Consider the following 2,963-nt stretch of genomic DNA (forward strand, 5'->3'; position numbering starts at 1 on the left):
AAGTACGTGATCTGGAGGGGCACGTTCAAGGGAAGCAGAGAGCGGGCAAAAAAGGCGGGGACCTTGGGGTTGACGAGGTACATGTACCAAGCCGTGACCACACCGGCCAAAGCCAACCAAAACGGTGCCGTGCTCAGACCGTGCAGCGCCATGGCCACGGGGCCGTGGAACAACTCGCCGAGTTTCTGCATCGCGGGGTGCTTGGCCGCATCGATGAAGATCACGTCTTTGAAGAAGTCACCGTAAAGCATAGGCTGGATGGTCATGAAGCCTTGACCGACCAGCTGCCGTTGGCCGCGACCACGGCAGTGCCAACCATGTTGCCTTGCGGGTCTTTGATGGTGATGGTGCCACCCGGTGTGGCACCCGCGCCACTGAGGGTGGGCGTGGTGTCGGTGGTACTGCTGTCGCCCTGGGTGCCGCTGTCGCTGGCGGGGTCGAGCACGGCGGCTGGGGCAGATGGGGCAACGGCTTGGGCTTCGGCTTCGATCGTGACAGGCAGCGCCGTCGGGGCGCTCACGTTGCCAGACGGATCTGTGGCAGTGATGCTCAGGTTATTCAGGCCCAGCGGCAGTGCAGTGGTGGGCGTGATGGCCCAAGTGCCGTTGGCCGCGACGACGGCGGTGCCGATGACGTTGCCTTGTGGGTCTTTGATGGTGATGGTGTCACCCGGTGTGCCACCTGCGCCGCTGAGGGTAGGCGTGGTGTCGGTGGTGGTTTTGTCACCCTGGGTGCCGCTGTCGCTGGTSGGGTCGAGCACGGCAGCGGGCGCTGCCGGTGGGGTCGTGTCRATGGTGAYGGGCAGCGCAGTGGGGGCACTGACGTTGCCAGACGGGTCTGTGGCTGTAACGCTCAAGGCGATGGTGCCATCAGGCAAGGCGGTGGTGGGCGTGATGGCCCAGCTGCCGTTGGCCGCGACCACGGCGGTGCCGATGACGTTGCCTTGTGGGTCTTTGATGGTGATGGTGTCACCCGGTGTGCCACCTGCGCCGCTGAGGGTAGGCGTGGTGTCGGTGGTGGTYTTGTCACCCTGGGTGCCGCTGTCGCTGGTSGGGTCGAGCACGGCAGCGGGCGCTGCCGGTGGGGTCGTGTCGATGGTGACGGGCAGCGCAGTGGGGGCACTGACGTTGCCAGACGGGTCTGTGGCTGTAACGCTCAAGGCGATGGTGCCATCAGGCAAGGCGGTGGTGGGCGTGATGGCCCAGCTGCCGTTGGCCGCGACCACGGCGGTGCCGATGACGTTGCCTTGTGGGTCTTTGATGGTGATGGTGTCACCCGGTGTGCCACCTGCGCCGCTGAGGGTAGGCGTGGTGTCGGTGGTGGTTTTGTCACCCTGGGTGCCGCTGTCGCTGGTCGGGTCGAGCACGGCAGCGGGCGCTGCCGGTGGGGTCGTGTCGATGGTGATGGGCAGCGCAGTGGGGGCACTGACGTTGCCAGACGGGTCTGTGGCTGTAACGCTCAAGGCGATGGTGCCATCAGGCAAGGCGGTGGTGGGCGTGATGGCCCAGCTGCCGTTGGCCGCGACCACGGCGGTGCCGATGACGTTGCCTTGTGGGTCTTTGATGGTGATGGTGTCACCCGGTGTGCCACCTGCGCCGCTGAGTGTTGGCGTGGTGTCGGTGGTGGTTTTGTCACCCTGGGTGCCGCTGTCGCTGGTGGGGTCGAGCACGGCAGCGGGCGCTGCCGGTGGGGTCGTGTCAATGGTGACGGGCAGCGGGGTCGGTGCGCTGCTCAGGCCTGCGGGGTTGGTCTCGGTGACGGACAGGTTGATCAGGCCATCTGGCAGCGCGGTGGTGGGCGTGGCCACCCAGGTGCCGTTGCCAGCCACCACGGTGGTGGCGATGACGTTGCCTTGTGGGTCTTTGACGGTGATGGTGTCACCGGCAGTGCCGGTGCCGCTCACAGTGGGCGTGTTGTCATTGGTGGCGCTGTCAAGCAGCTTGCCGCTGTCGCTGGTCGGATCAAGCACGGCCGCAGGCGCGGCGGGCGCGGTGGCAGCGGCTTCGATCGTGACAGGCAGCGCCGTCGGGGCGCTCACGTTGCCAGACGGATCTGTGGCAGTGATGCTCAGGTTATTCAGGCCCAGCGGCAGTGCAGTGGTGGGCGTGATGGCCCAAGTACCATTGGCCGCGACCACGGCGGTGCCGATGACGTTGCCTTGTGGGTCTTTGATGGTGATGGTGTCACCCGGTGTGCCACCTGCGCCGCTGAGGGTAGGCGTGGTGTCGGTGGTGGTTTTGTCACCCTGGGTACCGCTGTCGCTGGTGGGGTCGAGCACGGCAGCGGGCGCTGCCGGTGGGGTCGTGTCGATGGTGATGGGCAGCGTCGTGGGCGCGCTGATGTTGCCAGACGGGTCGGTGGCGGTGACGCTCAAGGCGATGGTGCCATCAGGCAAAACGTTGGTGGGGGTGATGGCCCAGGTTACGTTGGACTGCACAACGGCGGTGCCGATGACGTTGTCCTGTGGGTCTTTGATGGTGATGGTGTCACCCGGTGTGCCACCTGCGCCGCTGAGGGTAGGCGTGGTGTCGGTGGTGGTTTTGTCACCCTGGGTGCCGCTGTCGCTGGTCGGGTCGAGCACGGCAGCGGGCGCTGCCGGTGGGGTCGTGTCGATGGTGATGGGCAGCGCAGTGGGGGCACTGACGTTGCCAGACGGGTCTGTGGCTGTAACGCTCAAGGCGATGGTGCCATCAGGCAAGGCGGTGGTGGGCGTGATGGCCCAGCTGCCGTTGGCCGCGACCACGGCGGTGCCGATGACGTTGCCTTGTGGGTCTTTGATGGTGATGGTGTCACCCGGTGTGCCACCTGCGCCGCTGAGGGTAGGCGTGGTGTCGGTGGTGGTCTTGTCACCCTGGGTGCCGCTGTCGCTGGTGGGGTCGAGCACGGCAGCGGGCGCTGCCGGTGGGGTCGTGKCRRYKKYGATCGTGACAGGCAGCGCCGTCGGGGCGCTCACGTTGCCAGAC

At 66.5% G+C, this 2,963-nt stretch carries 1 protein-coding gene and 1 pseudogene; both read right to left on the minus strand.

Annotated features, from left to right (window positions below; all coding sequences use genetic code 11):
* Positions 1-272, minus strand: a pseudogene (locus AMM33_RS21385) (NADH-quinone oxidoreductase subunit L); the annotation flags it as partial.
* Entirely contained in the window at positions 263-2,953 is a 2,691-nt protein-coding gene (locus tag AMM33_RS21390; RefSeq protein ID WP_090143242.1) for an Ig-like domain-containing protein, read from the minus strand. The gene AMM33_RS21390 and the pseudogene AMM33_RS21385, both read right to left, overlap by 10 nt.
* Positions 2,954-2,963 lie beyond the last annotated feature (10 nt).

It is taken from the genome of Limnohabitans sp. DM1, from assembly GCF_001269385.1.
GTDB lineage: Bacteria > Pseudomonadota > Gammaproteobacteria > Burkholderiales > Burkholderiaceae_C > Limnohabitans_A.